Annotated in this window: 25 protein-coding genes and 2 pseudogenes; 11 read left to right on the top strand and 16 right to left on the bottom strand. The window is 64.4% G+C overall.

What is annotated here, in order from left to right:
* Nucleotides 1–205 precede the first annotated feature (205 nt).
* Nucleotides 206–1,126: a DNA-3-methyladenine glycosylase family protein gene (locus OKW28_RS40525; protein WP_429453742.1), complete on the bottom strand. Its 921-nt coding sequence runs from the start codon at nt 1,124–1,126 to the stop codon at nt 206–208.
* Nucleotides 1,123–2,310: a bifunctional DNA-binding transcriptional regulator/O6-methylguanine-DNA methyltransferase Ada gene (gene ada / locus OKW28_RS40520; RefSeq protein WP_429453740.1), complete on the bottom strand. Its 1,188-nt coding sequence runs from the start codon at nt 2,308–2,310 to the stop codon at nt 1,123–1,125. The genes OKW28_RS40525 and ada overlap by 4 nt, the downstream gene beginning before the upstream one ends.
* Before the next feature lie 463 nt (nt 2,311–2,773).
* Between ada and OKW28_RS40515 the strand changes: the two genes are divergently transcribed.
* On the top strand, nt 2,774–3,199 hold the full coding sequence (locus tag OKW28_RS40515; protein WP_090802309.1) for a VOC family protein: 426 nt from the start codon (nt 2,774–2,776) through the stop codon (nt 3,197–3,199).
* Between the two features lie 44 nt (nt 3,200–3,243).
* On the opposite strand, the gene OKW28_RS40510 is transcribed toward OKW28_RS40515, so the two are convergent.
* Together OKW28_RS40510 and OKW28_RS40505 are read right to left on the bottom strand one after the other, a co-directional pair.
* The gene (locus OKW28_RS40510) at nt 3,244–3,798 is read right to left on the bottom strand and encodes a YaeQ family protein (protein ID WP_429454621.1); all 555 of its coding nucleotides are present in this window, start codon (nt 3,796–3,798) and stop codon (nt 3,244–3,246) included.
* A 142-nt stretch (nt 3,799–3,940) separates the two neighbouring features.
* Nucleotides 3,941–4,918 (bottom strand): LysR family transcriptional regulator, encoded by a 978-nt coding sequence (locus OKW28_RS40505; protein WP_018418915.1) that lies wholly within the window; start codon nt 4,916–4,918, stop codon nt 3,941–3,943.
* 175 nt (nt 4,919–5,093) lie between these two features.
* On the opposite strand from OKW28_RS40505, the gene OKW28_RS40500 reads away from it, so the two are divergent.
* The 5 genes from OKW28_RS40500 to OKW28_RS40480 all read left to right on the top strand — a co-directional run bounded on the left by OKW28_RS40500 (nt 5,094) and on the right by OKW28_RS40480 (nt 10,635).
* Nucleotides 5,094–6,542: an aldehyde dehydrogenase family protein gene (locus tag OKW28_RS40500; protein WP_429453738.1), complete on the top strand. Its 1,449-nt coding sequence runs from the start codon at nt 5,094–5,096 to the stop codon at nt 6,540–6,542.
* Nucleotides 6,543–6,702: 160 nt separating this feature from the next.
* Entirely contained in the window at nt 6,703–7,707 is a 1,005-nt protein-coding gene (locus OKW28_RS40495) for an arabinose ABC transporter substrate-binding protein (protein ID WP_429453736.1), read from the top strand.
* 92 nt (nt 7,708–7,799) lie between these two features.
* Nucleotides 7,800–9,365 carry an L-arabinose ABC transporter ATP-binding protein AraG gene (gene araG, locus OKW28_RS40490; protein ID WP_429453734.1) on the top strand — a complete coding sequence of 522 codons (1,566 nt, stop codon included), beginning with the start codon at nt 7,800–7,802 and terminating at the stop codon, nt 9,363–9,365.
* 74 nt (nt 9,366–9,439) lie between these two features.
* On the top strand, nt 9,440–10,444 hold the full coding sequence (gene araH / locus OKW28_RS40485; RefSeq protein WP_090802302.1) for an L-arabinose ABC transporter permease AraH: 1,005 nt from the start codon (nt 9,440–9,442) through the stop codon (nt 10,442–10,444).
* A 53-nt stretch (nt 10,445–10,497) separates the two neighbouring features.
* Nucleotides 10,498–10,635 carry a hypothetical protein gene (locus OKW28_RS40480; RefSeq protein WP_429453732.1) on the top strand — a complete coding sequence of 46 codons (138 nt, stop codon included), beginning with the start codon at nt 10,498–10,500 and terminating at the stop codon, nt 10,633–10,635.
* Nucleotides 10,636–10,695: 60 nt separating this feature from the next.
* On the opposite strand, the gene sap1 is transcribed toward OKW28_RS40480, so the two are convergent.
* Nucleotides 10,696–11,034 (bottom strand): surface attachment protein Sap1, encoded by a 339-nt coding sequence (sap1, locus tag OKW28_RS40475; RefSeq protein ID WP_018418921.1) that lies wholly within the window; start codon nt 11,032–11,034, stop codon nt 10,696–10,698.
* Between the two features lie 623 nt (nt 11,035–11,657).
* Here sap1 and OKW28_RS40470 point away from each other — a divergent pair.
* On the top strand, nt 11,658–11,837 hold the full coding sequence (locus OKW28_RS40470) for a hypothetical protein (RefSeq protein WP_429453730.1): 180 nt from the start codon (nt 11,658–11,660) through the stop codon (nt 11,835–11,837).
* A 203-nt stretch (nt 11,838–12,040) separates the two neighbouring features.
* Here the strand turns inward: OKW28_RS40470 and OKW28_RS40465 are convergent, their stop codons facing one another.
* Nucleotides 12,041–12,466, bottom strand: a complete 426-nt coding sequence (locus OKW28_RS40465) for an HIT family protein (protein ID WP_090805510.1) — start codon at nt 12,464–12,466, stop codon at nt 12,041–12,043.
* 102 nt (nt 12,467–12,568) lie between these two features.
* The gene (locus OKW28_RS40460) at nt 12,569–13,504 is read right to left on the bottom strand and encodes a GlxA family transcriptional regulator (protein ID WP_184055347.1); all 936 of its coding nucleotides are present in this window, start codon (nt 13,502–13,504) and stop codon (nt 12,569–12,571) included.
* 175 nt (nt 13,505–13,679) lie between these two features.
* On the opposite strand from OKW28_RS40460, the gene OKW28_RS40455 reads away from it, so the two are divergent.
* The gene (locus OKW28_RS40455; RefSeq protein ID WP_429453728.1) at nt 13,680–14,519 is read left to right on the top strand and encodes an SDR family NAD(P)-dependent oxidoreductase; all 840 of its coding nucleotides are present in this window, start codon (nt 13,680–13,682) and stop codon (nt 14,517–14,519) included.
* 29 nt (nt 14,520–14,548) lie between these two features.
* On the opposite strand, the pseudogene OKW28_RS40450 reads toward OKW28_RS40455, so the two are convergent.
* Nucleotides 14,549–14,956: pseudogene (locus OKW28_RS40450) on the bottom strand (GGDEF domain-containing protein); the annotation flags it as partial.
* A gap of 111 nt (nt 14,957–15,067) precedes the next feature.
* Here OKW28_RS40450 and OKW28_RS40445 point away from each other — a divergent pair.
* Nucleotides 15,068–16,576, top strand: coding sequence for an integrase catalytic domain-containing protein (locus tag OKW28_RS40445; RefSeq protein WP_429449210.1), 1,509 nt, complete (start codon nt 15,068–15,070; stop codon nt 16,574–16,576).
* A gap of 128 nt (nt 16,577–16,704) precedes the next feature.
* On the opposite strand, the pseudogene OKW28_RS40440 reads toward OKW28_RS40445, so the two are convergent.
* Nucleotides 16,705–17,411, bottom strand: a pseudogene (locus OKW28_RS40440) (response regulator); the annotation flags it as partial.
* A 285-nt stretch (nt 17,412–17,696) separates the two neighbouring features.
* Here OKW28_RS40440 and OKW28_RS40435 point away from each other — a divergent pair.
* Entirely contained in the window at nt 17,697–18,026 is a 330-nt protein-coding gene (locus OKW28_RS40435; protein ID WP_429453726.1) for an ecotin precursor, read from the top strand.
* A gap of 98 nt (nt 18,027–18,124) precedes the next feature.
* Here the strand turns inward: OKW28_RS40435 and OKW28_RS40430 are convergent, their stop codons facing one another.
* From OKW28_RS40430 to mnmE, 3 genes are all read right to left on the bottom strand, one after another.
* The gene (locus tag OKW28_RS40430) at nt 18,125–18,286 is read right to left on the bottom strand and encodes a hypothetical protein (protein ID WP_184002982.1); all 162 of its coding nucleotides are present in this window, start codon (nt 18,284–18,286) and stop codon (nt 18,125–18,127) included.
* 245 nt (nt 18,287–18,531) lie between these two features.
* The gene (locus OKW28_RS40425; protein ID WP_429453724.1) at nt 18,532–19,722 is read right to left on the bottom strand and encodes a tyrosine-type recombinase/integrase; all 1,191 of its coding nucleotides are present in this window, start codon (nt 19,720–19,722) and stop codon (nt 18,532–18,534) included.
* 183 nt (nt 19,723–19,905) lie between these two features.
* Nucleotides 19,906–21,300 (bottom strand): tRNA uridine-5-carboxymethylaminomethyl(34) synthesis GTPase MnmE, encoded by a 1,395-nt coding sequence (gene mnmE / locus OKW28_RS40420; RefSeq protein WP_429453722.1) that lies wholly within the window; start codon nt 21,298–21,300, stop codon nt 19,906–19,908.
* Nucleotides 21,301–21,682: 382 nt separating this feature from the next.
* Here mnmE and OKW28_RS40415 point away from each other — a divergent pair, with 382 nt between their 5' ends.
* A complete protein-coding gene (locus tag OKW28_RS40415; protein WP_018418931.1) occupies nt 21,683–22,090 on the top strand; it encodes a helix-turn-helix domain-containing protein in 408 nt (135 codons plus the stop codon).
* Between the two features lie 137 nt (nt 22,091–22,227).
* On the opposite strand, the gene yidC is transcribed toward OKW28_RS40415, so the two are convergent.
* The 4 genes from yidC to rpmH form a co-directional block, all read right to left on the bottom strand.
* Nucleotides 22,228–23,886 (bottom strand): membrane protein insertase YidC, encoded by a 1,659-nt coding sequence (yidC, locus tag OKW28_RS40410; protein WP_429453720.1) that lies wholly within the window; start codon nt 23,884–23,886, stop codon nt 22,228–22,230.
* 30 nt (nt 23,887–23,916) lie between these two features.
* Complete coding sequence (gene yidD, locus OKW28_RS40405; protein ID WP_167050029.1) at nt 23,917–24,147, bottom strand: membrane protein insertion efficiency factor YidD; 231 nt, start codon at nt 24,145–24,147, stop codon at nt 23,917–23,919.
* 112 nt (nt 24,148–24,259) lie between these two features.
* Nucleotides 24,260–24,739, bottom strand: coding sequence for a ribonuclease P protein component (rnpA, locus tag OKW28_RS40400; protein ID WP_429453719.1), 480 nt, complete (start codon nt 24,737–24,739; stop codon nt 24,260–24,262).
* Between the two features lie 19 nt (nt 24,740–24,758).
* Nucleotides 24,759–24,893 (bottom strand): 50S ribosomal protein L34, encoded by a 135-nt coding sequence (gene rpmH / locus OKW28_RS40395; RefSeq protein ID WP_004198824.1) that lies wholly within the window; start codon nt 24,891–24,893, stop codon nt 24,759–24,761.
* Nucleotides 24,894–24,940 lie beyond the last annotated feature (47 nt).

The following is a 24,940-nucleotide window of genomic DNA, read 5'->3' as shown; positions in this document are numbered from 1 at the left end:
GTCGGGCGTTGCCGGTTGCCGTGTATCGCCAGACGATTCACAGACGGTATAGCGGCTGACAACGTTCGGCGGAATTTTCAGTAGCGGGCACTTTAACATCTCGCCAGAACCGCCGCTTGCGGCCGCTTCGGCGGAGTTTCAGCGGGCACGTCGAGGTCGCGCTGAACTACGCCATCGGCATCGGCACGTCGCGACGACGCTCAGCTCATCCCCCGCGCGCAGCGCCCGCCCGATCCGCCACCTCGTTCCACAGATGCATCGCGGCATACGCGCGATACGGCCGCCACGCGTCGGTGCGGCTGCGCTGCTGCGCGGGCCGTACGAGCGAAGGATCGCGCGCGCAGATCGATTGCATCAGCACGAGATCCGCCTCGGGCCATGCATCGGGATCGCGCCATGCACGCATCGCGACGTATTCGACGGTCCATGGGCCGATGCCCGCGAGCGCGAGCAATGCGGCACGCAGGCTCGCGGCGTCGACGGTGTCGCTGCTGTCGAGCGGCACGTCGCCGCCCGCGACCGCACGCGCGAAGCCCTGCAACGCGGCGACGCGTTTGCCCGGCATGCCGATCTGCGCGAGATCGACTTCGGCGAGCGCGGCCGGCGTCGGAAAACGCCACGCGGTGTTTTCGTGCGGATGCCCGTCGATGCGTTCGCCCGCTCGCTGCACGAGCCGTCCGATGATGGTCGTCGCGGCCTTCACGCTGACCTGCTGACCGACGATCGCGCGCACCACCAGTTCGAAGCCGGACCACGCGCCCGGCACGCGCAGGCCGGGCACCGCGGCGACGAGCGGCGCGAGCCACGGGTCCGCCGCGAGTCCGGCGGCGATCTTCTTTGGATCGGCGCGCAGATCGAACATTCTTGCGATTGGCGCGGCGAGTGCATCGGCGTGGCGGCTCGCCGGCCCTTCGATGCTCGCGACGATGCAGCGCTTGCGCGGATGCAGCCGCACGCTGAGCGTCCCGCTGTCGGCGTTCCAGTCGATCGCGCGACGATACGCGCCGTCCTCGACGGCTTCGACGCCAGGCGTCGCGCGGCCGCTGAAAAAGCGCAGCAGCCGCGGCCAGTCGAACGGTGCCTTGAACGGTAATTCGAGAGTTGCAACCTCGTTAAGCGTGCTCAAGCGGCGTGATCCAGTTGGGAGTTGTGGGAGTCATCTGTGCGGCTTGCGTCGCGGCGGGGCGCGTCGCTGGCTGAAACGCCGCCTGCGTGCTGCGCCTCATTGTCGAGCAACGCGGCCTTGCGCGGCAGCCCCCAGCGATAGCCGGCGAGCGCCCCGCCCTTCTGCACGACGCGATGGCAAGGAATCGCGAGCGCGACCGGGTTGGTCGCGCATGCGCTCGCGACGGCGCGCACCGCCCGCGGCGAGCCGACCGCCTCGGCGATCTGCGAATAGCTGCGTGTCTCGCCGTACGGGATCCGCCGCAGCGCATCCCACACGCGCTGCTTGAATGCGGTCGACGCGATATCGAGCGGCAACTCGAAGTCCTGGCGCGTGCCGCGCAGATACGCGTCGATCTGCGCGATGAACGGCGCGAGCCGGCTGGCGTCTTCGCGCAGCTCGGCATTCGCGAACTCGCCGCGCAATTCGTCGATCAGCAGCGCGGTGTCGTCGCCGAAACCGATCTTGCAGATGCCCTTGTCGGTCGCGGCGACCAGCACGAAGCCGAGCGAGGTCGGCGCGCTCGCATAGCGCACCGTCAGGCCCGCGCCCTTGCGGCGATACGCGGACGGCGCCATGCCGAGCTCGGCCGGCGCGCTGTCGTACATTCGCGACGGCGAGCCGAAACCGGCGTCGAGCGTCGCGCGCGTGACGTCGGCGCCGCCCTGCAGCGCATCGCGCAACGCGGCGCCGCGCTGCGCGGCCTGGTACTGACGCGGCGAGACGCCGACCACGCGCTTGAACAGGCGCTGCAAATGGAACGGGCTCACGTGCACGGCATCGCTCAGTTGCGCGAGCGTGAGGCGCTGCTGCGGATCGGCGTCGAGCGCGGCGCACGCCCTGGCGACGATGTCGAGCTCGCGCGGCAGACCACCGGGCTGGCAGCGCTTGCAATCGCGAAAGCCCGCGGCGCGCGCGGCGGCGGCATCGGTGAAGAAAGCGACGTTTTCGCGGCGCGGCTGGCGCGACGCGCACGACGGCCGGCAGAACACGCCGGTCGTCATGACCGCGTAGAAGAATGCGCCGTCGGCATCGCGGTCGCGGTGCGTGACGGCGTCCCAGCGTTCGTCGTCGGTGCGCCACTGGGTGGTGTCGACGTCGGCGGCGGTGCGCATGGGGACGGAATGGCGAGTGGTGGCGTTCATGATGTCCTGGGGCCCGGATGGGCAGGCAGTGTCGATGCTCATCAATCTAGGCCCGAACGCTACACAGTACGCGCCGGATCTTGCTCTGTCATTCGGACGCGTTTGTCCGTACCTGTAGTGGGGTCAAACCCGGCAAATCGCAATCCGAAGCGCCTTGGAATGCCCTGCGGCCGGACGTTTTGCCTCAAAGTGCGGCAATTTCGCACGATATCGGGTTTTCCCTTAAAAAGTTATTGCGTCGCACCAAGCCGATGTGTATATTAGTACTTGTCTCCTCCATGTCTCCTCCTGATATGGATTCAGCCCGCTCCACTTGAGCGGGCTTTTTTTTGCCTGCGTTTTTTGTCCGCGCCTGGTCCGCATTTGGTCCGGTTCGCCCGCGACTTCCCGCCGATCCACCCCGCCCTTTCCTTTCTCCTACACTTCCTAATCGGTTCTCTGAACTAGCGAAAGGGCGTTCGACATGAAAATCCACATTCGCGAGATCGACCACGTCGTGATCCGGGCGACGCACGTCGAAACCCTCGCGCGCTTTTACTGCGACGTACTCGGTTGCAGTGTTGAAAAGGAGCAGCGCGAACTCGGCCTCACGCAACTGCGCGCGGGCCGATCGCTGATCGATCTGCTGCAGGTCGGCGCGAAGCTCGATCGCGCGGAAAACGGCGCGGCGGGCACGGGGCGCAACATGGACCACCTGTGTCTGCGCGTCGAGTCGTTCGACGCCGACGCGCTGAAGGCGCATCTGAGCGCGCATGGCGCGCGGCTCGGCGAACAGGGAGTGCGTTATGGCGCGGACGGATTCGGGCCGTCGCTGTATCTTTTCGACCCGGAGGGCAATATGGTCGAGCTGAAGGGGCCGCCGGAAGCGGCGCGGGTCACGTCGCTCTGAAGGCGAGAACGAAGCGGCGCAAAAACTGGTTCAGACCTGAGCCATCACGCATCGGCGGGCGCCTTCAGTACGGTCCGGTCGATCTTCACCGCATCGGCTTCGGCGCTGCCGAGCCATGCTTCGTCGTCCTGCACCGTGCATTGCAGCCGCATCGTGCGTTCGGCAAGCGAGCCGAGCGATGCCGCGACGTCTTCGTCGAGCGTCCAGACCGTCACGTTGCGCAGGCGCTCGACCTTGTTGCGCACGCCCTGCCACCAGATTTCCGAAGTACGCCCGCCATACGCGATCACGACCACGTGATTCGCCCGCCCGCTCGCCTTGGCGATGCGGCGCTCATCGGGCTGGCCGACCTCGATCCACGTGTCGATCGCGCCGGTCAGATCCTTCGCCCACAGATCCGGTTCGTCGACATCCGACAAACCTTTGCAGAACTCCAGCCGTTCCTGCGCGAACAGCGCGAACGCGGCGACGCGGACCATCATCCGTTCGTCGGTTTCGGAGGGGTGACGGGCGATCGTCAGCGAATGGTCGGCGTAATAGTGCCGGTCCATGTCAGCGATCTGCAGTTCCGCCTTGTATATCGTCGATTTGAGAGCCATGCCGTTGCTAAACCAGGCGCTCGCTCCACCGGAGCGCAGCGAAAATGAATCGTCGACGGCGCGTTGCCGTTTCTCGTGTTTGCTGTACATCGGATGTTCCTCCCGCGCCGTCAGCCGGTGCCTATGACACAGAAGGAAGCATTTACCGGGCCACTGCGGGTTCCGTGGCCGTGCCGTACACGTCGCGAGCCGCATCTCGCAGCGCGTCGAGCACGACGGCGGCCGCTGGCGACAACAGATGCGACTGGCGCGTGATGATACCGAATGTATCCATCCTGCAAGGCAAATCGATCGGGACGCGCTTCAATACCCCGTACTGTTGGTACTGACGCGCCACTTCATCGGGCAATACCGCCAACATGTCGCTTTGCAGCAGCAGGCTCGAAATCGCGAGAAAGTTGTTGGTATTGACGACGTTCTGCGGCGGATTCAGGCCGATCTGCGAAAACATCAGATCGAAGCGATGGCGCAGCACGCTGCCCGGCGGATGCAGCACCCACGCCGCGTTGACGATACCGCGCAGCGTCAATCCCGTTTCATTTTCGAGCGGATGGCCGGGACGCGCGACCACGCACAGCGGTTCGTCGGCGAGCGGTTCGTAGCGCACGTCGGTCTTGAATTGATTCTGCCGTTCGAGCACGCGGCCGATCATGATGTCGAGATCGCCTTCGGCGAGCCGCGGCAGCATCACGTCGGAGGTCTCGACCTCGGTCCAGATCTGCAACTGCGGATAACGCTCCTTCACGCTCGCGATCGCGCGCGGCACCATCGTCGCGGCGGCCGCGGCGATCACGCCGATACGCACCTGACCCGCGAGCCCCGAGCGCAGCGCCGAGATTTCGTCGTGCGCCTGGCTCAGGTTCGACAGCACCATGCGCGCGTGGCGGATCATCACCTCGCCGTACAGCGTCGCATGCATACCGTGCGGCGTGCGGTCGAACAGGCTCACGCCGAGCATGTCCTCGAGCTCTTTCAACAGGCGCGACGCGGCCGGCTGCGTCATGCCGAGCACGTCGGCCGCGCGGCGCACGTTGCCCTCCTCCTCCATCGCGGCAAGCAGCAGCAACTGGCGCGTCTTTAGCCGCGCGCGCACGAACCAGTTCGAATAGCTACGCGTCATCGCAGGGTCTCCTGGGTTTTTTTACGAGCGATGTTTGTACGTTCTTCCTCTGAAGCTCCATGATGCCATACCGAAACTGATATCGGAGAAGCCTAAAAAGGGATTGGAAAGTTATTGGGACCGCTCATACCATTCGTGGACTTTTGTGAACTTCCGGTGCGCCTTTATTTCGCCGATGAACCGCGATCCGCTCGTCCCCCTCGTTGCCAGCCCGTTTCGCCATTACATCAATGGCGGATGGGAGACCGGCGCGACCACGGGCGTGTCGCTCAATCCGTCGGATCTCGACGAGCCGGTCGGCGAATACGTGCGCGCGGACGTGCGGCAGACCGACAGCGCGATCGAGGCTGCGCACGCGGCGTTTCGCGACTGGTCGCTCGCCTCCGCCCAGCGCCGCGCCGACGCGCTCGACGCGATCGGCAGCGAAATGCTCGCGCGCCGCGAGGAGCTGGCCCGGCTGCTCGCGCGTGAAGTCGGCAAGGTGCTGCCTGAGGCGCTCGCCGAAGCGACGCGCGCAGGGCAACTGTTCAAGCTGTTCGCGGCCGAGGCGCTGCGCGCGTTCGTCGAGCCGCTCGCGTCGGCGCGTGCCGGCGTCGAAATCGACGTGACGCGCGAGCCGCTCGGGGTGGTCGGCATCATCGCGCCGTGGAGCGCGCCGCTCGCGATCGCCGCGGCGAAGATCGGTGCCGCGCTCGCGCACGGCAACTGCGTCGTCTACAAGCCGGCAGAATCGGCGCCGGCTTGCGCGGCGGCGCTCGCGTCGATCGTCAGTCGCGCGGGCTTGCCGGCCGGCGTGTTCAACCTCGTGATGGGCAGCGGACGCAAGGTCGGTGCGCGCATCGTCGCACATCCGCTCGTCGCGGCGATCAGCTTCACCGGTTCGTCCGACACCGGCACGCGCGTGCTGCAGGCCGCCGCGACGCGCCAGGCGCGCGTGCAGCTCGAGATGGGTGGCAAGAATCCGTTCGTCGTGCTGGCCGACGCCGATCTCGACGGCGCGGTCGACGCGGCGCTCACCGGTGCCTTCAGCGCGACCGGCCAGCGCAGCACGGCTGCCGCGCGGCTGATCGTCGAACGCACGGTGTTCGCGCCGTTCGTCGACGCGTTGCAGGCAAAGCTCGCGAAACTCACCGTCGATCACGCGTTGAAGCACGGCACCGATATCGGCCCGGTGGCGAACGCCGCGCAGCTCGAACGCAATCTCGACTACGTGCGCGTCGGCGAGCAGGAAGGCGCGCAGTTGCTGCGCGGCGGGCGGCAACTGGAGCGCGCGACGCGCGGCTATTTTTTCGAGCCGGCGCTGTTTATCGGCGAATCGGAGCATCGCATTGCGCGTGAAGAGATTTTCGGGCCGCTCGCGGTCGTGCTGCGCGCGGACGATTACGAACACGCGCTACATCTCGCGAACGACACCGCCTACGGACTGTGCGCCGGCATCTGCACGCGCTCGCTCGAACGCGCGCGGCATTTTCGCCGTCACGTGCAGAGCGGTCTCGTCACGATCAATCTGCCGACCACGGCCGTCGAGCATCACGGACCCGGCGGCGGGCGCAAGGCGTCGGCCTATGGCGCGAGCGATGCCGCGTTCTGGACCGCCGTGAAAACGGCGTACCTGGCGAGCTAGAAGCAATGAGCCGCGCCACCGTTTTCACCGCGACTTGCGCGAACCGTCCGGCGTGCCGCGCGCAGATCCGCCCCGATTCGCGCGACGGCTGACGCCGCCTGCGTTACCCCGCTGCAACTACACGACATCAATGCAGCTTTTCACCCTCAGGAGACAGTAGATGACCAGCAAGCTACGCCGTTTGACCCTGACCGCGATGGCCGCCGCCGCCCTCGCCGCCCCGTTCGCCGCACAACTGTCCGCCCGCGCGGATGAGCCGCTCAAAGTCGGCTTCCTCGTGAAGATGCCCGAACAGGCGTGGTTCATCAACGAACAGAAAGCCGCGACCGCGCTCGGCCAGAAGGACGGCTTCTCGGTCGTCAACATCGGCACGCCCGACGGCGAAAAAGTGCTGGCCGCGATCGACAACCTCGGCGCGCAAGGCGCGAAAGGCTTCGTGATCTGCGCGCCCGACGTGCGTCTCGGACCGGCGATTCAGGCGCGCGCGAAGCGCTACAACATGAAGTTCGTGACCGTCGACGACCAGCTGGTCGATTCGACCGGCAAGCCGCTGGCGAACGTGCCGCACCTCGGCATGTCGGCCTTCAAGATCGGCAACCAGGTGGGCCAGGCGATCACCGACGAAATGAAGCGCCGCGGCTGGAAGCCTGAGGAAGTCGGCGCGCTGCGTATCACGGACTATGAGCTGCCGACCGCGAAGCTGCGCACCGACGGCGCGACGCAGTCGCTGCTCGCCGGCGGCTTCAAGAAGGAAAACGTCTTCGACGCGCCGCAGAAAACCACCGACGACGAAGGCGGCTTCAACGCGGTGTCGCCGGTGCTCGCGCAGCATCCGAACATCAAGAAGTGGGTGATCTTCGCGCTCAACGAGGAAAGCGTGCTCGGCGGCGTGCGCGCGACCGAACAGCTGCATATTCCGGCCGCGGACGTGATCGGCGTCGGCATCAACGGCGCGGGCGAGGCGTTCGCCGAGTTCCAGAAGAAGGAACCGACGGGCTTCTACGGCACGATCGCGGTCAGCTCGACGAACCACGGCAAGGAAAGCACCGAGAACCTTATCGAGTGGATCAAGGACGGCAAGCAGCCGCCCGCCGACACGCAAACCACCGGCAAGCTGATGGTGCGCGGCAACTGGCAGGACGTGCGCAAGGAACTGGGTATTTAAGCGAGGTTCTCGCAGCAGACGGCGGGCCGCCTCGTGCCTCGCGTTTAGCGCGAGCGCGGCCCGCTCAGGTTTCATCCGTTCGAGGTTTATCGATGACGTCCTTACTCACCGGGTCTCGTGCCAGCGAGGCGGCGCTCGCGCCCTCGCCCTCGCCTGCATCGACGCCCGCATCCGACGCCCCCTATCTCCGGCTCGACGGCATCACCGTGCGCTTTCCGGGCGTGCTCGCGCTCGACCAGGTCTCGCTAGAAGTGCGCCGCGGCGAGGTGCACGGCCTGATGGGCGAAAACGGCGCCGGCAAATCGACGCTGCTGAAGGTGCTGTCAGGCGTCAATCATCCTGTCTCGGGCACGTTGTCGCTCGACGGCGTCGAGCAGCAGTTCGCGACGACCAAGGCGGCGATCGCCGCGGGCATCGCGATCATCTATCAGGAACTGCATCTGGTGCCGGAGCTGACGGTCGCCGAGAATCTGATGCTCGGCGCCCTGCCGAATCGCTTCGGCGTACTGGACGAAAAGGCTTTGGTCGCGCGTGCGATGCGCGAGCTCGAACGCCTCGGCGAAAAGCTCGATCCGTCGCAGCAGGTCAAGCATCTGTCGATCGGTCAGCGGCAGATGATCGAAATCGGCAAGGCGCTGATGCGCGACGCGCGCGTGATCGCGTTCGACGAACCGACCAGCTCGCTGTCGTCGCGCGAAACCACGCAACTGTTCCGCATCATCCGCGCGCTGAAGGCCGAAGGCCGCGCGATCATCTACGTCACGCACCGGATGGATGAAGTCTACGAACTGTGCGATCGCGTCACCGTGTTTCGCGACGGCCGCCGCATCGACACCTTCGAAGCCGGCGCGGGACTCGATCGCGATCGGCTGATCAGCTGCATGGTGGGCCGCTCGATCACCGATGTGTACGGCTATCGCGCGCGCGAGCACGGCGACGTGCAGCTTCAGGTCGACGGCCTGATGGGACCGGGCCTGCGCGAACCGGCATCGTTTTCGGCGCGCAAGGGCGAGATCGTCGGCTTCTTCGGGCTCGTCGGCGCGGGCCGCTCCGAGTTGATGAAGCTGATCTACGGCGCGGTCAAGCCGAGCGCCGGCGAGGTCGCGCTGAAGGGCAAGCGCGTGCAGTTCGCCACGCCGCGCGACGCGGTGCGCGCCGGTGTCGCGCTGTGTCCCGAGGATCGCAAGCAGGAAGGCATCGTGTCGATCGCGTCGGTGTCGGACAACCTGAACATCAGCTGCCGCCGTCACTTCAGCCGCTTCAACGTGCTCAACGGCCGCAAGGAAGCGCAGACCACGCGTGAGTTCATCGGCAAGCTCGCGATCAAGACGCGCAACGGCGACACGCCGATCGGCACGCTGTCCGGCGGCAATCAGCAGAAGGTGATCCTGTCGCGCTGGCTCGCCGAAGAGATCGACGTGTTCCTGATGGACGAGCCGACGCGCGGCATCGACGTCGGGGCGCGCAGCGAGATCTATGGGCTGCTGTATGGGCTCGCCGAGGCGGGCCGCACGGTCATCGTCGTGTCGAGCGATCTCGCCGAGGTGATCGGCGTGACCGATCGCGTGATCGTGATGAAGGAAGGCCGCATCGTCGGCGATCTGCCGAAGGCGCAGGCCACGCCGGATGCGCTGATCAAGCTGGCATTGCCGCGCTGATCGCCCAACGGATCGCGCCACCAGACCTCTTACCGAATACCGCAACGAAAACGGCATTGAATGGAACAGACATCATGAATACACCTTCCACCGATTCCTCGACCCCCGCCGTCGCCTCCGTGGGCTTGACCGCGCGCGCCGCGCGCACCTGGGACCTGATCAACAAATCCGGCATCGTGATGGTGTTCATCGTCCTGTTCGCGGTGCTGTCGTTCACGGTCCCAGACTTTCTGAGCACGCGCAATATCCAGGGCCTGCTGCTGTCGGTCACGCTGATCGGCTCGATCTCCGTCACGATGATGTTCGTGCTCGCACTCGGCGAGGTGGACCTGTCGGTGGCGTCGATCGTCGCGTTTTCGGGCGTGGTGGCTTCCGTGCTGATCACCGCGACGCACAGCGTGTTAGTCGGCATCACGGCCGGCGTGCTCGCGGGCGGCGCGGTCGGGCTCGTCAACGGCACGCTGGTCGCGCGCTACAAGATCAACTCGCTGATCGTCACGCTCGCGATGATGGAGGTCGTGCGCGGCCTCGCGTACATCACGTCGAACGGCGACGCGGTGATGATCTCCGAGGAGCGCTTCTTCGACCTCGGCGGCGGCTCGTTCCTCGGCATTTCTTATCCGATCTGGAGCAACATCGTCGGCTTCGTTCTGTTCGGCTTCCTGCTGAAAAAGACCGTGTTCGGCAAGAACGTGCTGGCCGTCGGCGGCAATAGCGAAGCGGCTGTGCTCGCGGGGCTGCCCGTCACTCGGATCAAGATCACCGTGTTCGTGCTGCAAGGCCTCGTGACCGGCTTCGCGGGCGTGATGCTCGCGTCGCGCATGAGCCTCGGCGATCCGAAGACGTCGGTCGGGCTCGAGCTCGGCGTGATTTCCGCGTGCGTGCTCGGTGGTGTATCGCTGACGGGCGGTGTCGCGACGATCTCCGGCGTGCTGGTCGGCGTGCTGATCATGGGCTCCGTGCAGGACGCCATGAGCCTGCTGAACGTGCCGACGTTCTATCAGTATCTGATTCGCGGCGGCATCCTGCTGCTCGCGGTTCTGTTCGACCAGTTCCGCCGCAGCAAGCGCGTGCACTGACGCGCCGTTGCTCGTGGCCGGTTTCCTGCGCTTTGCGAGAAGGCGTACTGCCGATGCGGGTCGATCAAACCCGCATCGGCTTTTTTATCGCAGGTGAAGCCTGGCAAGTATCAAAAGCAATAAAAACGGCTTGGCGTCTGAATGCTCAAGCCGTCTCTTTTAGCTCACGCGTTCACGCCTGCGACTTTTAAAGCTGCAGCGGATACGCATGCGACCGTATTCCGGCTTTTGCCGGAATACCGGTGTTGTACTTATTGCTTGATGAATCGGTCGTTCGCCCAGAGCCCCTCGGTATCGCTATTGGCTGAATTCACGAACTCGACGTCGTGGCCGACCACGCGCACCACGCGGAAACTCGAGTCGGTCGGAGTCGACACGCATTGATATCCGGAGAAGAATTCCTGCATCTGCTGCTGTTCACCGGCTTGCGCGTGGTGATCGGCGGCATCGAGCTTGTCCTTCGATACGCAGCCATAGGCATTGGCCTTGAACTGGATCGTTTGCTGCGGCTTGATCACGACGTCTTGCGCCTGAACGCTAGCGGCAGCCAAACCCGCGATGGCGAAAACAACGGCAATTCGAGTTTTCATTCGTTCCTCCGGGGCGGGGCCGAAAAAATCTCGGTTAGCTATGTATTTAACTTTAACGGTGGACCCGCATCTCACACTTTAGGAGAACCGATGAGAACGACAAGCACTTCTTGTGTGCGGTCGCAACAGTGGCGAATTGTCGCACCTGCTGTCGAAACTGGTTAAAGCCTGAGCACAAGCCTGATCGAATGGCAATGAAATGAATAACTAAAAATCCCCTCCCGCGCACGGCTTACCCGGTAAAGCTTTGCGCGCGTATTCACGTAAACGCGTAGCGTCAATTAAGCGATCTAATACAATTTAATCGATGGGTTTGTGCGTCGCACACAAAGTCATTCCAAGGCAAAAGCTGCGATGCGCAATAACGAGGCAAGTGCAGAAAATAAACAGTGCCAGCCGTCTCTCATGGGCCTTGGTGAAACGCTTGCAACGCGCCATTGCCGAAAACGCACGAAAAAGAAGCCGCGCGGCGCAAAGCCGCGTGGACAGGCGAGGGTGGCGCGATCGCAGTGCAAGGTACCCTTCGCGTGCCGCCTGAATCCCACTTGGATCTTCGTCGAGCCGGTATGCGGGCACAGGCGGTGCTCTACAATGAAAACGAATCTCCTGCACCGGAGGCTATCGTGAACGAGCACGTAATACTCGGGATTTTTCTGGTGGTACCGCTGCTGATCGTCATGTTTCTCTTTTCCGACGAACTGTGGCAGGAGCATCGAGACCTGCACGACGGACGGCCGTTGCCAGCGCGTCGCCGACGCATCGACTGGCGGCATCTGCTACGCCGTTCGCGCGAGCGGCTCTGAGATTGCGAAGCGGGTCCTCAAAGAAAAAAGCCTGCCACAGGGGCAGGCTGAAAAAAGAGATCCACACTCAATGCCTTGAACACAAGGCAATGGCAGTCTAGTCGCGACGCGCCGATCGGTGGTTTCAACGGCTTTTACAGTTGTTACCGGGCGTGACCGTAATGCGGGGTGCGACGTTGCGTCGGCAGGCTTCGCGTCGCGCTTCAATGGGCGCGCCAGTGCGCGCGAATCCGTTTGGCGAGCGCTTCGAGCGTGTCCGGATCGGCGACCTCGCGCGCATGCAGCTTCAGCGGTTGGCCTTCCCAGCGCGGAATCACGTGGAAATGGACGTGCGGCACTGTCTGTCCCGCCGCCGCGCCGTTGAACTGGCCGATGAACACGCCGTCAGGGCGCAGTGCCGCGCGCACCGCGATCGCGAGCTTCTGCGCCATGCGCGTCGACGCGACGAGCGCCGCATCCGACAGATCGAAAATTTCCGCGACCGCTTCCTTCGGCACGACGAGCAGATGGCCGTCGGCTTGCGGCATCAAGTCCATGAAAGCCAGCGCCTGGTCGTTTTCGGCCACCTTGATGCACGGTAGTTCGCCGCGCAAGATTTTGGCGAACGGGTTGCTGTCGTTGTAGCTCATCGCGTTTCCTTTCATTTGGGCTGGGTTCGATTCACGGGTCGAGCGGGATACTGTTTTTTTCGTAGCTTCGCACCGCGGGTTTCCTATTCTCTACCCGAACGCTTACGCCACGCGTGCGGCACGCCGGATCGCTTGAGGTGGCTGGCCGAACGCGCGCAAAAACGCGCGCCGCATCCGCTCGGGGTCGATGAAGCCAGTGTCGGCTGCGACGGTTTCGATCGAATGACGGCCGGTTTCGAGCATCGTGCGAGCCGCTTCGACACGCAGCGCCTCGATCGCGCGGGCCGGCGACTGGCGCGTCTCGTCGCGAAACGCGCGGCTGAACTGGCGCGGGCTCAGATGCGCGACGTCGGCGAGCTGCTCAACGGTCAGCGGCTCGCGCAGATGGCTCTTCGCATACGACAGCGCGTTCTGGATCCGATCGGATTTCGGTTCGAGATCGAGCATCGCGGAGTACTGCGATTGCCCGCCGGTGCGCCGGTGATAGACCACGAGCTTCTTCGCGATCGCGCGCGAAACCGCGACGCCGAGGTCGTTCTCGACGAGCGCGAGGCACAGATCGATACACGCGGTCATGCCGGCCGACGTCCACACCGAGCCGTCGACGATGAAGATGCGGTCCTCGTCGACCCGCGCGCGCGGAAAGCGCCGTTGCAAATCGCGCGCATGCGCCCAGTGCGTAGTCGCGTGGCGGCCGTCGAGGATGCCCGCTTCGGCGAGCACGAACGCGCCGGTGCAGATGCTCGCGGTGCGGCGCGAGGCGGCGAGGGCGTCGTTCAGAAACGCGAGCAGCCCCGGCGACGACGGCGCGATCTCCATCGCGCCGGTGACGATCACGGTGTCGTAGGCGGGATCGCCGAACGGGCGCGTCGCGACCTCGACGCCCGCCGAGCTGCGTACCATGCCGCCGTGCTCGGAGATCACCGCGACGTCGTACGCTGGCTCGCCGGTGTCCTGATTGGCGAGTTCGAAAATCGATACCGCGACCATGTCGAGTATCTGAAAGCCCGGAAAGACCACCACGCCGATGCGTTTCATTTGCGATGTCCGGAAACGAGGGAAATATGACATTTGAGACAAAACAGTACGCGCCTAAACTCAGCTCGTCAACCCCGCCGTATCAGCGCAAAAGCCGCCAGGCGGGGAGTTCACGGTTGTTCCCATTCACCGGACAGGGCGGCCGCATCATGCGCAGCCCGCAAGGAGAGCTTCAATGACAACGCAGGCAGACAAGGGCGTACAAGGCAATTCGAACGAAGGCAAGGGTACGGCGGTGGTCACGGGCGCATCGTCGGGTATCGGCGCGGTCTACGCGGACCGGCTCGCGCGACGCGGCTACGACCTGCTGCTGATCGCGCGCGACGGCGCACGCCTCAGCGGCCTCGCCGACCGGCTGACGAAGGAAACCGGCCGCCGCGTGAGCACCGTCAGCGCCGATCTGACCAACAAGGCCGACGTGCGCCGCATCGAGAACCAGTTGCGCGCCGAGCGCGGCATCACGATGCTGGTCAACAACGCGGGCGTCGGCGCGACCGCGACGCTGGTCGACTCCGACATCGATGAACTCGAGCAGATGATCGAGCTGAACGTGACCTCGCTCACGCGCCTGACGGCGGCGGTGTTGCCGGGCTTCATCGCGCGCGGCGCCGGTACGGTGATCAATATCTCGTCGATCGTCGCGCTGGCGCCGGAATTGTTGAACGGCACCTATAGCGGCACTAAGGCCTACGTGTTGAACCTCACGCAGTCGCTGCATCACGAGGTGGGCGACAAGGGCGTACGGCTGCAAGCGGTGCTGCCGGGCGCGACGAGCACCGCGTTCTGGGATCGCGCGGGTCTCGCGGTCGAGAACCTGCCTTCGCAGATCGTGATGAGCGCCGAGGACATGGTCGACGCGGCGCTTGCCGGTCTCGACCAGGGCGAACTGGTGACGATCCCGTCGTTGCCCGATGCCGCCGACTGGGAGCGTCTGAACAGCGCGCGTTTGCATCTGCAGCCGAATCTGTCGCGCAGCGCGCCGGCCGAGCGCTATACGCGCGCCGTGGCGGCGTAAGCCGAAGGTTGAGGAGGGCGGCGCCAGACTCAGCCGCTCACGGCCACCTGATTCTTGCCGTCGTGTTTCGCGCGATACAGGCCGACGCCGGCGGCCTCGATCAGCGTCGTGACTGGTTCGGCGGCCGACGGCACCACCATCGCCGCGCCGATGCTGATCGTGACGACGCCCTCTGCCGAGCCCGCATGGGTGATCGCGCGGTCTTCGACCGCGATGCGGATTTTCTCCGCGAGCAGGCGCAAGCCGCCCGCCGACGTGTCCGGCACGACCACCGCGAACTCCTCGCCGCCGAAGCGCGCGGCGAGATCCAGTGAATGGCCGAGGCACGCTTCGATCGTATGCGCGACGCTCTTCAGCACTTCGTCGCCGGCGACGTGCCCATAGGTGTCGTTGTAGGCCTTGAAGTGATCGACGTCGATCATCAGGAGGCCGAGGCCGGTCGCATTGACTCATCAGAAATGCAACTCGCGCTGACCTGTTGCCTCACGTAGTTTGCTACCCGCCGGATTGTCCGGCGGGAGCGACACGAGGTGACGAGGCAAATCAGCATGACGACACGCAAGGAGTTGGTGGCAGCATTGCAGTTGCGGTATAGCAGCGCGGCGTTTGGTGACCGGATCAGGATTCTCGACGAGTTCGTGGCTCTGACCGGATATCACCGCAAGCACGCCATCCGGCTGCTGCGGGAGCAGCCCGGCGCGGCAAAGGGGACGCGCGAGCGCAACCGGCTGTACGACGAAGCGGTACGCCAAGCGCTGACGGTGTTGTGGGAAGCGGCCGACCGGGTCTGCGGCAAGCGCCTGAAGGCGTTGATCCCGAAGCTGGTTGATGCCATGGAGCGGCACGGCCGTCTCGACCTGGATCCGGTCATCAAGGCCAAACTCCTTGAGGTCAGCGCGGCGACCATCGATCGCATGCTGGCCAATGCACGTTTGCAGATCGACGGGCAGCGCAAACGCCGCACGGGTGTGGGCTCGGCCATCCGGCGCAGCATCCCGGTGCGCACCTTCGCCGACTGGCGCGATCCGCCGCCAGGCTTCTTCGAGATCGACATGGTCGAACACTGTGGCGGTCCGAAGACCGACGGTGACTTCGTCCACACGCTGACGCTGACCGATATCGCCAGCGGCTGGACAGAATGCGTGGCCATGCGAGTACGCAACCAGATGCTGGTTATAGAGGCGTTTGACAAGGTGGCCGCCGATCTGCCATTCGCGATGCTTGGAGTGGACTCGGATAACGACACCGCATTCATGAACCAGAGCGTCTTCGACTACTGCAAGGAACATGGTCTTGAGCAGACCCGCTCGCGGGCCCACAAGAAGAACGATCAGGCCTGGGTGGAGCAGAAGAACGGCTCCGTCGTTCGGCGACTGGTCGGTTATGGCCGCCTGAGCGGCGCCGATGCGAGGAACGCGCTGGCGCAGCTGTACGCGTCATCGCGGCTATACATCAACTTCTTCCAGCCTTCGTTCAAGCTGAAGTCCAAGACGCGCGATGGCGCGCGCGTGCATAAGGTCTACTTTGCGCCGGCGACGCCGTGCGATCGGCTTCTGGCACACGACAGCGTCGAACCAGCTATCAAGGAAAAGCTGAAGGCGCAGTTCAACAGCCTCGATCCTGTGCGCCTGCTGCAGGAGATGCGAACGGCTCAGCAGACATTGAGCGAGTTCGCGGCCCACGGCGTGCGCGCTGACGCAGCGCCAGCAGACGAATCAGACGTTGCCGTCTTCCTCGCGAGCCTCTCTTCGGCGTGGAAGGAAGGGGAAGCACGTCCAACGCACCGAAAGCAACCCAAGGCAAAGCACTGGTGGAAAACCCGGGTGGATCCTTTCGCCGACGCGTGGCCGGTTATCGAAGGGTGGCTGATCGCCGAACCCGCTGTGTCGGCGAATGAATTGATGGACCGGTTGGCGACGATGGTTCCGGACGCCTATGCGAGCAAGGCACAGCTTCGAACGCTACAGCGCCGGGTCAAGGCATGGCGCGCCGAGCGCGTGAAAGAAATGGTCCTGGGCTGCCTGCACAAGTCCGCCGAGACGCCCGCTCAAGTGTGAGCTGCGGAAAAGTTGAAAGCCGGCGGGGGCCGGGCGCTTCGCGCCCGGCAAACCCCCGAAAGAAAAGAAGAAAGAAACCGAAACGACAACAATCCGTCGGGTAACATTCCTTCGTGAGGCAACACGCCGGTCTTGTCGCGGGTGCCGCGGTGCCATTCGGTGGCCAGATACTGGTCGAGGTAGCGGCGGTTCGACAGCCCGGTCAGACCGTCCGAATGCGTGAGCCGCTGCAACTCCAGATTCGTCGCCAGCAGTTGCCGCTGAGATTGCCGCAGCGCGCGGTACGCCTCGTCGCGTTGCAGCAGGTGTAGATACGAGCGCGAGTGATAGCGGATGCGCGCTATCAGCTCGATGCGGTCGGGCCGCTTCACGAGGTAGTCGCTCGAACCGGCGGCGAACGCCGCGCTTTTGACGAGCGGCTCTTCGTTGGTCGACAGCACGACGATCGGGATGTCGCGAGTGGCGGCATTCAGCCGGTATTGCCGCACCAGCGTCAGACCGTCGGTGCCCGGCATCCCGAGATCTTGCAGGATCACCGTCGCGCGCGTTTCCTCGGCGCAGCGCACCGCGTCTTCCCATGACGCGCAGTAGCGAAAGTCGATGCCCGGCTCGTCGGCGAGCGCCTCGCGCACCCCTCGGCGATGACCGCCTGGTCGCCGACCAGCAGCACCATGATCGGGCACTCGGCCGCCGGCGGGTCGGCGAGCATGCGCGCGAGCGCGTCGTCGCTGGCGAGACTGGGCGCATCCTCAGCGACGAGCGCGTGCACCTGCGCGTTCGCGTCGTCTGCGGGATGCAGCGTTGCGGCGTTCTGGGGCGGTTTAGAGGTGTCCATGTGGTTCAGCCAGAATGAAGTTCAGGAAGGGCACGTCAGCTTGCGGGAAGGCGAGGCGCTCGTTGACCACTGCCATTGGTCAGATAATAGTCGGCGCCCGCATCAAGGCCAGCGCGGCAATCTTCCCCGCGTTGCCTGGATGAAATGCAGCGCAATGCCATGCGTGGGTTAGCGCGTCCGACGTTATGCACCTGTTACAGAGTTAATGTCCGGTTACCAACTGCAGCATCTATTTCCGCGCGCGCCGGCGACAATTCGTCCATGCCTGAACGGCGGGAGCTCAATATGAAAAAGATCGCAGTGGCGTTGGTAATGACGGGTAGTTTGACGGTGGCGGGCCAGGCGTCCGCGCACGGACACGGCGGTGATGTGGTGGGTGCGCTGATTGGCGGCGCGGTGCTGGGCGCGGTGGTCACCTCGGCGTTGACGCCGACGCCGGTGGTCGCGTATCCGCAGCCGGTCTATGCCGAGCCCGCGTACCAGCCCGCGCCGGCTTACGTGGCACCGCCTCCCGGATATTGCTACGACCAGTATCAGCGCGCCTATGTCGCGTGCGGCGCACCGCCGCCCGGACAGTACGGCTATGCGCAACCGCAACCCGAGCCGCAGTGGTGAGCGCGGCAAGGCTCTGATGCGCGGATGATTCAGCCGAACGACGCGCAGACAAAAAGGCCGTCGCCCAATGCGACGGCCTTTTCCATTTGAGGCGCGGCTTAATGCTTGTGATGCAGCCACTCCGCGTAATGCGTGTCGAGCCAGCGCTCGAGCCTGGGCGGCCTGGACGGGTCGCGGTGACGCGACATCATCCAGATGGCAAAGCCGACCACCAGCATGACGGCGGGCCCCATCAGATAGGCGAGCATTGATTCAGGCATCGGAACCTCCGTATCGGCTTGCATCCATCTCTCAGTGTAGGCGAAGGAAGCGGGGAAAGAACGACGATGTCAAACGGTCCAGAGAAGCGAAAAAAGGCGCATTTGCGCCCGGTTTGGAAACCTGTTTTTTGATGATTTTTCTTTTATTTGCTTAGCGTCTGGGCGAGGTCGCATTAGCCTGTGTACCATCCTGTTACCGGCTTGACGGCAAGCGTCACATGGCGCCAAAAGCCATGACAATGCCGTCAAGCCGTCCCGTTCGCCGTCTGCCGCGCGACTTCCATCTGGCTATCGACAAAGTCCGCCCAACTCTGAAGCATGCGACCCTGCCACGCCGCTTCGTAGGTTGCTTCACGCTTCGCGAAGTCGCCCTCCGCAGCTGAATGATGTTCCATGTCGCGCAGATGCGACGACGCGGTGCGACGAAAGTCATGCAGCACGAAATGCTCCACGTCGAGCCCCAATGCCTTGACTGCCTGGTTCAGCGTGCTTTTCGCGATTGGCCGATCGTCGCCCCTGACGCTCGGGAACACGAACGTCTCGCTGGTGCGCCCGCGCCGCAGCTCGCGCAGCAGCGCAACCGCCTGGCGCGGCAGACGGACGACGCGGTCCTCGCGCGCGTTCAGGCGCGCGGCGGGGATCGTCCACAGCGCGTTGTCGAGATCGAACTCGACCCATGTCGATTCGACGAGGTCCGATTTGCGTGCCATCGTCAGCACCAGCAGATGCAGCGCGAGCTTCAGCGGACGGCGGATATTGGATGTGTCGATCGTGCGCAGCATGACACCGATCTCGGCGCCGGACAGCACGCGGGTGCGGCTGTCGAAGGTCGCGATCGAGCGCGCCGGTACGACTTCCGCGGGATTGCTGGTCGCGAGCTGGCGCGCGATCAGATATGAGTACAGGCGCTTCACGACGTTGCGCGTGTGCAGCGCCATTTTCGGCGAGCCGCGGCTTTTGATGCGCTCGCAGATCGCGACGACGTCGTCAGCGGTGACCGCGCCGATCGGCTTGTTGCCGATCGCGGGCAGCACGTCCTTGTCGAGCGCGCGCCGCGTGGTGCGGCGATATTCATCCGACTTGCCGGCCAGCGCCGTCGCGAGATAAAGCTCGGCCGCTTCGCGCAGCACGTCGGCCTTGCTCTCGGCACCGCGATCGCGCCGCGCGGTTGCGACCGGCGAGATGCCCTGCGCGACGAGCGCCGCGTACCTGTGCGCCTTCGCGCGCGCGACGCGCAGCGAAATCATCCGGTAATCGCCGATGGTCGCGAGCGGCTGACGCTTGCCGTTCAACGTATAGCGGAAGCGCCAGACCTTGGTGCCGGTCGTCATGACCTCGATCACGAGGCCGTTGCCGTCGGCGACGCAGTAGCGGGTCGCGCGCGGTTCGAGCGCGCGGATCTCGGATTCGGTGAGCGGGGTGGCGAGGCGGGGCATGCTTTGGGGACGCTGTACGTTTAGGCTCGGACAGCTGGATTCTAAACCTTTGCCCGGTTGTGTACCAAAAACCCGGTGGGCTTTTGGTCGACGGAGTGCGATTTTCGCGTGTGCGGCAGCGGCGCCGATTCGGCCACGAGAGGCTATATGACGGCCGGATTGCGGCGACGCACAAGGTCGGCGTTACTTGCCGATACAGAATCGGCTGAAAATCACGCCGAGCAGATCGTCCGAACTGAACTCACCGGTGATCGAGTTCAGTTGATCCTGCGCGAGCCGCAATTCCTCGGCGAACAGATCGAGCGCCTGCGCGTTCTGCTCCGCATGCGCGGCGGCGGTCGCCAGATGCTCGTCGGCCGCGCGCAACGCGATCAGGTGCCGCTCGCGCGCGAGATAGACGCTCTCCGCGCCCGCCTGCCAGCCGGCAATCCGCAGCAGTTCGTCGCGCAGCAGCGCGACGCCGTCACCTTTCTTCGCCGACAGCCGCACCTCGCTAAGTTCGAGGTCGGCGTCGAGCGCCTGCGTCGCGGGCGCGAGCCCTGTCAGGTCGGTTTTGTTCAGCACGCGGACGACGGGCACGCCGCGCGGAAAGCGTCCGGCGATCGTTTCGTCGTCGGCCGTCATTCCGGCGCGCGCGTCGAGCAGATGCAACACCACGTCCGCGCGCTCGATCTCGCCCCACGTGCGCTCGATGCCGATCTTCTCGACCTCGTCCTCGGTCTCGCGCAGGCCGGCCGTGTCGATCACGTGCAGCGGGATGCCTTCGATCTGGATCGTCTGCGCGACCTTGTCGCGCGTCGTGCCGGCGATCGGCGTGACGATCGCGAGTTCGGCGCCGGCGAGCGCGTTCAGCAGCGACGACTTGCCGACGTTCGGTTGCCCCGCCAGCACGACCGACAAACCCTCGCGCAGCAACGCGCCCTGGCGCGCCTCGCTCAGCACGTGCGCCAGACGCTCGCGTATGCGCACGAGCTTGCCGCGGGCGTCGGCGGCTTCGAGGAAGTCGATTTCCTCTTCCGGGAAGTCGAGCGTCGCTTCGACCAGCATCCGCAGCGTGATCACCTCTTCGACCAGCGCGTGGATGTCGCGCGAGAACGCGCCGTCGAGCGAGCGGCCGGCCGAACGCGCGGCGGCCTCGGTGCTCGCCTCGATCAGATCGGCGACGGCCTCGGCCTGCGCGAGGTCGAGCTTGTCGTTCAGAAACGCGCGACGCGTGAATTCGCCGGGCTCGGCGAGCCGTAGACCGAACGCGCGGCCGGCGTCGATGCAGCGCTGCAGGACCAATTGCAGCACGACCGGGCCGCCATGGCCTTGCAGTTCAAGCACGTGCTCGCCGGTGTACGAATGCGGCGCCGGAAAGTACAGCGCGATGCCGCGATCGAGCGGATTGCCGCTCGCGTCGAGAAACGGCACGTAGCTCGCGTGACGCGCCGCGAGCGTCTGGCTGGTGAGGGCCTGCATCAACGGCTGGGCCGCCGCCGCGCCAGCGCGGCCGAACGAAATCCGCACGACGCCGATGCCTCCCCGGCCGGGCGCGGTAGCAATGGCAACGATGGGATCGGAGTCGGTCGTGAGCATGTGAAGTCGGGCGAAACGGGAGGGGAGGGGCAGAGCCGCGTCGGTCGAGCCGGCGCGAGGCATTGTAACGCGCGCGCCTCGCACGGAAGGGCTGACGACCAGGACGCGAAGTGGATGACGTGCCCGTTTGCCCCTTTCGTTTGAACAACTCAGATTTATCCCAATTAAGCTAGGATCATTACCGCACTACTTAGGAATATTTGAGACTCGGCAGGAACTGCAGTTCAGGCAAAGCCAAGCCTGGCAATCGAGAGATGAAAAAAATCAAATTCGTGCAACGCGTTATGGGGCGCGCGCTGCAAGCTAAAACTATCTCAAATAAGAGAAAGCAAAGCTTGATCGGTTGTCAACTGGCTGAACTCTGAATTGCACAATCTGGCCCATGCCGACCGACAAAGAAAAAGCCGCCTTCGCCAAGAGGCTGAAGGATCTGCTCGAGCCGCTGAAAATCCGCGGCGGGACCAAACTCGCCGAGCAATTCAATCTTCGCTATTACGGCGAGCGGCCCGTGACGCCCCAGACCGCACACAAATGGCTGACGGGCACGACGATTCCGAAGCCGGACAAGTTGCGGACCCTCGCCGAATGGTTGAACGTCAAGGAGCACTGGCTCCATTACGGACCACCGCCCGGCGCCAGCGCACGACCGATGGCACGTGGCGAAAAGTATCCGCCGACACCCGAAACGATCGAACTCGCTTCGAAGATCGCATCGTTGACCCCGAAGGACCGGAATCTGGTCGAGGAAATGATCGTGCGTTTTTACGGCGAAGATTCCGACGAAGAGTGAACGACGAAACTCAAGCGCAGCCGCCCGCGGCATTTTCTTCAACCGCACCATAAAAAAAGCCGCCCGGTTCGCACGGGGCGGCTTTTTGTTTTCAGCTTGCGTCACGGCGGCCCTGGGGGCCGCCGCCGGACGGAACATCAGGCCGGCTTCGCCTTCGAACTGCCCATCATCCGCGTGATGTAGTACTGCTGCGCGATCGACAGCACGTTGTTCACGACGTAGTACAACACGAGACCTGCGGGGAAGAAGAAGAACATCACCGAGAACGCGATCGGCATGAACATCATCATCTTCGCCTGGACTGGGTCGGGCGGCGTCGGGTTCAAGCGGGTCTGCAGGAACATCGACACGGCCATCAGGACCGGCAGGATGAAATACGGGTCCTGCTGCGACAGATCCTGAATCCATAGAATCCACGGCGCGCCGCGCATTTCCACCGACGACAGCAACACCCAGTACAGCGAGATGAACACCGGGATCTGGATCACGACCGGCAGACAGCCGCCGAACGGATTGACCTTCTCGGTCTTGTACAGCTCCATCAGCGCCGCGTTCATCTTCTGCGGATCGCCCTTGAAACGCTCGCGCAGCGCCTGCATGCGCGGCGTGATCGCCTTCATGCGCGCCATCGACTTGTAGCTCGCGGCCGACAGCGGGAAGAACACCGCCTTGATCAGCACCGTGAGCAGCACGATCGACCAGCCCCAGTTGCCGACATAGCTGTGGATCTTCGACAGCAGCCAGAACAGCGGCTTCGCGATGATCGTGACCCAGCCGTAGTCCTTCACCAGATCGAGACCCGGCGCGATACCTGCGAGCATCTTTTCTTCTTCCGGACCGGCGAACAGACGCGCGGACACGCTGACGGTCTGGCCCGGCTGGATGGTCGGCATCGCCTGCTTTATGCCGACGCGATACAGCGACGGATCGATCTTCTCGGCGTAGAACTCGCGCTTCACGCCTTCCTGCGGAATCCAGGCCGACGCGAAGTAGTGCTGGACCATCGCGACCCAGCCGTCGTTGGCCGACGTCGCGAAGTCTTGCTTGTTCTTGTCGAGATCGCTGAACGTCATCTTCTGGAAGTGATGCTCGTTCGTGTAGACAGCCGGTCCGATGAACGTGTGCGAGAAGCGCGGCGTTTCGACCGGCTGGTCGTCGCGCACGAGTTCCATATAGACCTGCGGCGTCACCGGCGTGGTGCCGACGTTCTGGACCTTCGTCTCGACGCCGATCACGTAGCTGCCGCGCGTGAACGTATACGTCTTGATGACCCGGAGGCCGCCCTTTTCCGGCGACTCGAAGCTCATCTGGAACGAGTTCTGGCCGTCGGCCAGCTGGGTCGGCTGATTCGGCATCAGCGTAAAGATGTCGTTGTGATTCGGGAAGTCACCGCCAAGCAGGCCAGTGCGCGCCAGATACGTGTGATTGTTCGTTTTGTCGAACAGCGTGATCACGAGATCCGGCTGCTTGCCGTCGCCCTGCTTGACGAGCGACAGGCGCGACAATGTGCCACCGCGGGTGTCGATTTCGCCGCTATAGACGTCGGTGCCGAACTTCACGAGCTGCGATTGCTCGGCCGCTGGCGCGTTGCCCGGCGCGGCCGCGTTGGTGGCCGGCAGATCGGCCGGCTGGGTGCCCGGTGTCGTGGTGCCCGGCGCGGCGCTGCCGGCGGTCTGGGTCGGCGTCGTGCTCGGGAAGAACATCGACGGGCGTCCGTGGTCGCGTTGCCAGTTGTCGAACAGCATGACAGCTGACATGAAAAAGATGACCCATAGGACGGTGCGTTTGATATCCATGCGTTGTCTCAGTGTCGATGGAACGGCGCGTCAGCGCTTTTCAGAAGTGGGTGGCGGGACGAGATCGATGCCGCCGGCGGAAAACGGGTGGCAGCGGCAAACACGCCTCACGGCGAGATAAGTCCCGCGCGCGGCGCCATGATACTGGATTGCCTCGCGCGCGTAATCAGAGCAGGAAGGGTAAAAACGGCACCGGTTGCCGAGCATGGGGCTCACGGCAAGCTTGTAAAAGCGCAATAAAGCGAAGAGTACCGTTTGCATGGCAGGTGCGGTCGTACGGCGCCGCGCAACGTGAAGTACAGGACGACGCCCGCGCCCTGAAGCTGCCGGCGCAACGCCCGTTGCGGCGACCGTGGTGCAGGCGGTCACTGCGTCATTCCGTCCTGGGCGCCTCCGCGGGCGGCGCCTGACGACGGCTAATTTCGCGCGCTGCCTTGTCGAGCAGCGCCTCGATTTCGCTGCGGCACAGCGCCTTCAACGGCGACGACGACGCGCTCGGCAAAGCTTTTTTGTCGAAACGCGTGTGTAGACGCAGCAGCACATCCCAACCGCCGAATTCCGCGCGACGCAGCCGGAAGGCTTCGCGCGCGATCCGGCGCACCAGATTCCGCGTGGCCGCGCGCGGCGCATACTTCTTACCGATCACGAGGCCAAGACGCGCCTCATTGCCGGTGGGCCGGCCGTACACGACGAAGTGCGCGGTACGGCGCCACGGCCGCAAACGAAAAACGGATGAAAATTCATCCGTTTTTAGCAGCCTTGCGGCTTTGGGGAAGGCGGCTTGCGCTCGCAACGGAACCGAGCCCGGTTGCTGCGCCCCGGCCGCTCCCGCTTCGTCGCGGGTTTCGGTCACAGCGCGCAATCCGCTTGCCTTAGATCGCGAGGCGCTTGCGGCCCTTCGCGCGACGTGCGTTGATGACCTTGCGGCCGCCAGCGGTCTTCATGCGAACGCGGAAGCCATGGGTGCGCTTGCGACGGGTAACGGAAGGTTGGTAAGTACGTTTCATGTTGCTCTCACTTGATCGAAAAAAACCGCGCGATCATCGCTGAAAGC

It is taken from the genome of Paraburkholderia sp. 40 (genome assembly GCF_050434105.1).
GTDB classification, from domain to species: Bacteria; Pseudomonadota; Gammaproteobacteria; order Burkholderiales; family Burkholderiaceae; genus Paraburkholderia; species Paraburkholderia tuberum.
This window is presented reverse-complemented; position numbering and strand designations above follow the sequence as displayed.